General features: G+C 69.8%; 6 protein-coding genes. 2 read left to right on the top strand and 4 right to left on the bottom strand.

Annotated elements, in window-relative coordinates; translation table 11 throughout:
- Positions 1-238 precede the first annotated feature (238 nt).
- On the bottom strand, positions 239-1,126 hold the full coding sequence (locus tag WDC87_RS15285; protein WP_065178704.1) for a hypothetical protein: 888 nt from the start codon (positions 1,124-1,126) through the stop codon (positions 239-241).
- 93 nt (positions 1,127-1,219) lie between these two features.
- Here WDC87_RS15285 and WDC87_RS15280 point away from each other — a divergent pair, with 93 nt between their 5' ends.
- Positions 1,220-2,515 carry an acetyl-CoA C-acetyltransferase gene (locus tag WDC87_RS15280; RefSeq protein WP_005420942.1) on the top strand — a complete coding sequence of 432 codons (1,296 nt, stop codon included), beginning with the start codon at positions 1,220-1,222 and terminating at the stop codon, positions 2,513-2,515.
- 161 nt (positions 2,516-2,676) lie between these two features.
- Here WDC87_RS15280 and WDC87_RS15275 read toward each other — a convergent pair whose 3' ends face one another.
- From WDC87_RS15275 to WDC87_RS15265, 3 genes are all read right to left on the bottom strand, one after another.
- The gene (locus WDC87_RS15275; RefSeq protein WP_072167353.1) at positions 2,677-3,972 is read right to left on the bottom strand and encodes a heme biosynthesis HemY N-terminal domain-containing protein; all 1,296 of its coding nucleotides are present in this window, start codon (positions 3,970-3,972) and stop codon (positions 2,677-2,679) included.
- Between the two features lie 6 nt (positions 3,973-3,978).
- Positions 3,979-4,956 (bottom strand): uroporphyrinogen-III C-methyltransferase, encoded by a 978-nt coding sequence (locus tag WDC87_RS15270; protein WP_072167352.1) that lies wholly within the window; start codon positions 4,954-4,956, stop codon positions 3,979-3,981.
- A gap of 105 nt (positions 4,957-5,061) precedes the next feature.
- Positions 5,062-5,871 carry a uroporphyrinogen-III synthase gene (locus WDC87_RS15265; protein WP_252744274.1) on the bottom strand — a complete coding sequence of 270 codons (810 nt, stop codon included), beginning with the start codon at positions 5,869-5,871 and terminating at the stop codon, positions 5,062-5,064.
- 35 nt (positions 5,872-5,906) lie between these two features.
- On the opposite strand from WDC87_RS15265, the gene WDC87_RS15260 reads away from it, so the two are divergent.
- Positions 5,907-6,374 carry a YiiD C-terminal domain-containing protein gene (locus tag WDC87_RS15260; protein WP_005407593.1) on the top strand — a complete coding sequence of 156 codons (468 nt, stop codon included), beginning with the start codon at positions 5,907-5,909 and terminating at the stop codon, positions 6,372-6,374.
- Positions 6,375-6,377: the final 3 nt, after the last annotated feature.

Below are 6,377 nucleotides of genomic sequence, written 5' to 3'. Positions count from 1 at the left end.
CACTCCTCCCCCCCCCCCGATACGCCCCCCCCCCCACCGCCAACAAAACCCCCCCGCCGCCCCCCCCGCGCGGGCCGCGGGGGGGGGGGGGGGGGCGTAAACACCCCGCCAAATAAAAACCCCCCCACCCCACCCGCCGGGGTTTGTTATGCGGCCGCCGCGCCCCCGCCCCCCCCCACCAACCACCGCCGGGGGCGCCCCCCCCCCCCCCCCCCCCACTACCCACATATCACCCGGATCAGCGCGCCAGCAGTTCGCGCGCGTCCTGCCCGGCCTCGCAGTGCACGAACAGTACCGGCACGCCATGTGCTTCCAGCACCGCGGCCATCTGTCGCTGGCGCATCAGGAACTGCTCGTAGATGCCCTTCAGGCGATCGCAGTCGTTCTTGCTGTGGCTGTAGTGCGCGCACCAACCGGCCGGGTCGAACAGCGCCATGCGTGCTTCGCCATGCGTATAGCGCAGCAGCGGCTCGGGCGCGGCATTGAGCCACTCGTCCTCGCCCGGCGCCATGATCGCGGTCTCGATCAGCGGCCACAGTGCGGCCAGGCCCTGGTTGTCGTACTGCATCGACATCATCGCGGCCAGGTCGTTCACGGTGAAATAGCGCGCGTGCTCGATGCGGGCACCGAAGGTGTTCTGCGCCATCAGCGCGGTGTCGGCGTGCGCCATGCCGTTGGCCAGCAAGGTTTCTTCCAGCGCATCGGCGACCGCGCTGGTGGTGGCCACGTCGCTGCCGGTCAGCAGGAACGGCACCACGCGCAGGCCACCGCCCACCAGCGTGGCATCGGCCTGGAACGGCAGTGGCACGTCACCTTCGGCATCGGTACCGAAAGCCAGCAGGCGCGGGCCCTGGTTGCGGCCCGGGGCACGCATCTGCAGTTCTTCCAGGCGGCGATGGATCGGCCAGCCCGGACGCAGCACTTCGGCCGGGTCGAAATGCGCGGCGGCGAACACCAGGTCCAGCTCGGCCACCTGTGGCACCAGCTTGGCCAGGTCACGGCCGACGCGTTCGGCCAGTTCACCGGCCTGTTCAGCGCTGAGCACCGCCTGGCGGGGGATTTCGCCGCCGGCCAGTTCCAGGGCCAGCACGCCAAGGGCATTCATCGCGGGGTCGGGTTTGCTCATGGTTCCACGGTTGGCCCATCACAGGGCGGCAGCTACACTTGGCTCCATTATGCCTGCTCCGTCGTGCAGGCCATGTTGCAGACACCCTCATCCATGCCAGGTATCTCCATGCCCAACGCTCGTCCCGTCGCCATCCTCGGTGGCGTCCGCATTCCGTTCTGCCGCCAGAACACCGCGTATTCGGATGTCGGCAACCTCGGCATGTCCGTCCGTACGCTGGGTGCGCTGGTCGAACGGTTCGGCCTGCATGGCCAGCAGCTGGGTGAAGTGGCGATGGGCGCGGTGATCAAGCATTCCAGCGACTGGAACCTGGGCCGCGAAGCCACGCTGTCGTCCGGCCTGTCGCCGCTGACCCCGGGCATCACCCTGCAGCGTGCCTGCGGTACCTCGCTGGACAGCATCATCACCGTGGCCAACAAGATCGCGCTGGGCCAGATCGAATCGGGCATCGGCGGTGGTTCGGACACCACCTCCGACGTGCCGATCGTCTACGGAAAGAAACTGCGTGCACGCCTGCTGGCGGCCAACCGCGCCAAGAGCACCGGCGACAAGATCCGTGCGCTCACCGCCGGTTTCAAGTTCTCCGAGCTCAAGCCCGAGTTCCCGGGCGTGGCCGAGCCGCGCACCGGCAAGAGCATGGGCGACCACTGCGAGGACATGGCGAAGGAGTGGAACATCTCGCGCGACTCGCAGGATGAGTGGGCGGTGTCGTCGCACAAGAAGCTGGCTGCCGCCTACGAGCGTGGCTTCTTCAACGACCTGATCGCACCGTTCCGTGGCGTCGAGCGCGACAACATCCTGCGCCCGGATACCTCGCTGGAAAAGCTGGCGACGCTGAAGCCGGCGTTCGACAAGGTTTCCGGGCGTGGCACGCTCACCGCCGCCAATTCCACCCCGCTGACCGACGGTGCCGCTGCGGTACTGCTGGCCAGCGAAGAGTGGGCGCGCGCGCATGGCCATGAGCCGCAGGCCTACCTGCGTGACGCACACGTGGCGGCAGTGGACTTCGTGCATGGCGAAGGCCTGCTGATGGCACCGACCATCGCGGTGCCGGAGATGCTCAAGCGCAACGGCCTGACCCTGCAGGACTTCGACATCTACGAGATCCACGAAGCCTTTGCCGCGCAGGTGTTGTGCACCCTGCGTGCGTGGGAGAGCGAGGATTACTGCCGCAACCGTCTGGGCCTGGACGCGCCGCTGGGCCGCATCGACCCGGACAAGATCAACCTGCTGGGCTCGTCGCTGGCCACCGGCCACCCGTTCGCCGCTACCGGCGCACGCGTGATCGCCACGGCAGCCAAGCAACTGGCCGAACGCGGCGGTGGCCGCGCACTGGTGTCGATCTGCACCGCCGGCGGCATGGGCGTGGTGGCGATCGTCGAACGCTGATCGCATCCATCGGTGGGTGCCGACCGTTGGTCGGCACGATCCGGCCGGCACTCCTGGAACTGAAAACGCCGCCCATCGGGCGGCGTTTTTTTTGTTCGGATTGTTGCTCTGGTGGGTGCCAAATTCACCGGTGGATGCCGGCCAGCGGCCGGCACTACCAATCAGGGTAACCGCGGGTTGCCGAACTCGTCGCGCTCTTCGTTGGCGTCATACACCGGCGGCTGTGCAACGATGGGCTGCTCCTCCACCGTGGCGCGCAGCGGCGTCTCGGTGCCACGCACCAGTTCCACGCTGTCCTCGCCGCGCTGCAGGCGCAGCGCATTGGCCAGGCACTGCGCGGCCAGCGCGTGTTCGCCACGCTGGGCGAACACTTCACCCAGCGCTTCCCACGCCGGTGCACCGGCGCCCGCGGCGATGGCCTCGTGCAGGAACGCATCGGCGGCATCCCATTGCTGCTGGCCCAGGGCCACGCGGCCCTGTGCCAGGCGCAGGGCGGCCGAGTCATCGTGCACGTTGCGCCAGCGCGCCAGATTGGCCTGGCGGGTGGCCAGGCGCTCGGCGGGCAGGCGGCCATACAGCGCCACCAGATCGTCATTCCAACGCTGGTCCAGTGCCTGTTCCAGCGCCAGCAGCGCCGGCTCATCCCAGTCCAGCGCCACCGCACGGCTGGCATAGGCGCCCACCACGTCCGGGGTGGGGCGCAGCGCCTTCGGGGTGGCCTCCCACTGTGCGGCCAGCGCGTTGACGTCGGCCGCTTCCAGTAGCGCCTGTGCGGCCAGGCGTGCCTCCAGTTCGCTGTTCGCGTCGGCCGGCAGCACCTTGCTCTGGCGCAGCGCACCCAGCTGGCCATACGCTTCGTGGGCGCGGCCGGCCTGTGCCAGCGCTTCGGTACGCAGCCACAGGCCGCGCGGCGGCAGCGGCTGGATCGCCGCTACGTCCAGCGCATTGATCGCATCGACCGGCAGATCGCGCGCCAGCAGCTGTTCGGCGCGCAGCAGCGCCTGCAGGGTGGCGTCGCTTTCACCCAGGCGCTGCAGCAGCGCCTCTCCGGCGGGGCCGTCGGCGCGTGCCTGCGCGCTGCGCACGGCGGTGGCCAGTGCCACCGCGCTCACTTCCGGGTCCTTGGCGGCGCCGTCCAGCAGCTTCTCCGCACGCTGCCACTGGCCATGCTCGTAGGCCTGCAGGCCGTCGATCAGGCGCACCCGGCCCTGCTTGCGGCGGTAGCGGCCCCAGGCACGGAACGGTGCAGCGATCAGGCTCCACAGCAGCCACAGCACCAGCACCGTGATCACCGCCAGCAGCGCTACCTTCGGCAGGTTGCTGTGATAGTCGTAGCCGCCGTAGCGCAGGGTCACTTCGCCGAAGCGGTTCAGGTCATCGGCGCCGAGCCATTGCGCGGCGACCACGCCGATGGCCACGGCCAGCAACAGCACGACCAGGGATTGCAGGGGTTTCATGCGGGCTTACCTCCGGTCGGTCTGGGTGCGCAGTTGTTGCAGGGTGCTGCCAAGGACAGCGTCGTTGGCCTGCAGCGGCAGTTCGCGCAAGGCCTTCAGTTCAGCACGTTGCGCGCGCAGGGCCGGTGAATCCGGCCAGCGCCGCTGTGCCCACTGCTCCACGCGGTCCAGAGCGGTGTTGCGGCCCGCGCGGTCGCCGCGCTCGATCGCGGCGCGCGCCAACGTCAATTCCAGCTGTAGTGCATCGTCGGCGTTGCGCTTTTCGGCGGCCGTCAGCGGGCCGTTCTGGCGGCTCGGGGTGATGTCCACGAACGGTGCCAGCGTGGCCTGCCACCAGGGCTTGGCGGTGCTGCTGCCGGTCGTGCCGGTGATCTGCGAGGGCAGGCCCTGCAGCGCCCGGGCCACAGCATCCAGGCGCTGCAGCGACTGCACGCGCGGGCCGCTGCCCAGCGCATCCAGTGCCTCGCGCTCCTGCACCAGCGCCTGGCGCAGGTTCAGGCCGTCGGCGTCGGGCAGATCGGCCAGCGCGATGGCGGCCTGTGCATACAGGCGGCGCGCGCCGTCCACGTCGTCGGCGTAGTTCAGGCGCTGCGCAGCCTGGGTCAGCAGCAGCTCGGCCTCATCGCGCTGCACCGCCTGGCGGCCCTGGTTGGCACTGTCGGCCAGCTTGGCCACGTTCTCTTCCAGCAGCGCGCTGCGCTGTGAGAGTCCCAGCATCTCGTCGCGCAGCACGCGGTTGGTGGTCGCCGCATCCTGCAGGCGCTGGCTGGTCGCGCGCTGGTCACGGCGCAGCGCATCCAGCGTGGCCTCCAGGCCCTTCAGCTGTACGGCCTTGGCCTGTGCCTGCGCTTCCTGTTCGCGCTGTTGCTGCTGCCAGACGTACCAGCCGGCATAACCGCCCGCGCCGAGCACGACCACGGCGGCCAGCGGCAGCAGCCAGCGCACGGGTCGATGGGGTGGGGGTGCGGGCGGAGTATCGTTCATCAGGCTTCCTTGTCGGCAACGTCGCCGGTCGGGGTGCCGGCAGGCTGCGTTGTGCACAGCATCACCGTTGCCGACGGCAGCGGCAAGCGTGATCCACGTCCCTGTTCAGGTCGCTGCCGGGACGGTGAGCGTGGCGTGTGCAGCGGCCACCAGCTGCGCAGCGGTGGGGCCGGCGCTGCGTGTGATGCGCTGCAGGCCGAGCGCCTGCGCCTGTTCGCCGAGGCGGTCACTGGCAACCACCACGCGGGCAGACGCCCGCAGGCGCTGCTGCCCGGCCGGCGGAAGCTGTTGCCAGAAATGCTGCAACGCTTCGCCACTGCTCACGGCCAGTACCCACGGCTGTGCTGAATGCGCCAACCGCGCCAGCGTTCGCGGGGGCAGTCGCAGCAGGCGACGCTTGTAGACGTCGGCACGTTCGATCGTGGCGCCCGCCGCCTGCAGCTGCGCGGCAATCAGGCCACGCCCGCCGGGCGCGGTCACCAGTCCGACGCGCAGGCCCTGTACGTCGGCCAGCACCGGCAGCGCCAGCAGGCCTTCACTGTCCATCCGCTGCGGCGCGTGCACCTCGGTGATGCCATGTGCCTGCAATGCGCGCGCAGTGCCTTCGCCCACGGTCAGCCACGGGCTGCGCTGCACGCCGGCCAGCGGCAGCAGGGACGCGGCTGCGGCAACGGCGGCCGGGCTGGTGAACACCACCCGGTCGCAGTTCAGCGTGCGTTGCAACTGGCGCACCACAGCCGTGCCATGCAGGCGCTGCAGGCGCCAGGGCGCCAGGGCCAGGACATTCCCGCCCAGCCCGGCAACGGCGCGGCGCAGCGCCACGTTCTGGCCCCGCGGGCGCAGCGAGATCAGGGTCCAGCGTGGGCCGGAACGGCTGGCGCCAGTGGGTATCGTATGGTCGACCATTGCCTGCATTATGCGGGCCCTTCGTTGTCGTGGTCGCTGCTCCGATGTCCGTTGATGCCCTGACTTCCTCGTTGGCCGCCCTGCAGGACGTGCTGGACTGCATGCCGGCGGTGCGCGCCATGCAGATCCAGCTCGACGGCTATGCCGATGGCGTGCTGCGCATCACCGCGCCGCTGGCGGCCAACGTCAATGACAAGGGCAACGCCTTCGGCGGCAGCCTGGCCTCGGTGCTGACCCTGTCCGGCTGGGCGCTGGTCAGCCTGCGCCTGCGCCTGGCCGGCCACGATGCCGAGGTCTATGTGGCCGACAGCAACCTGCGCTATCTGGCGCCGGTCTATGAGGACCTGCACGCCCACGCCGAAGCGGCCGAAGCCACCGGCTGGGACGCCTTCCTGAATACCTTCCGGCAGCGCCGCAAGGCCCGCATCAGCATCATCGCCACCCAGCCCGGTGCCGATGGCAAGCCCGCCGCCGAATTCAGCGGTCGCTTTGTTGCCTTCGCCAAAGGGTAGGAT

The organism is Stenotrophomonas maltophilia group sp. Smal12 (genome assembly GCF_037079935.1).
GTDB lineage: Bacteria > Pseudomonadota > Gammaproteobacteria > Xanthomonadales > Xanthomonadaceae > Stenotrophomonas > Stenotrophomonas sepilia.
The sequence above is the reverse complement of the archived record's forward strand: the minus strand, read 5'-3'. Positions and strand labels throughout refer to the sequence as shown.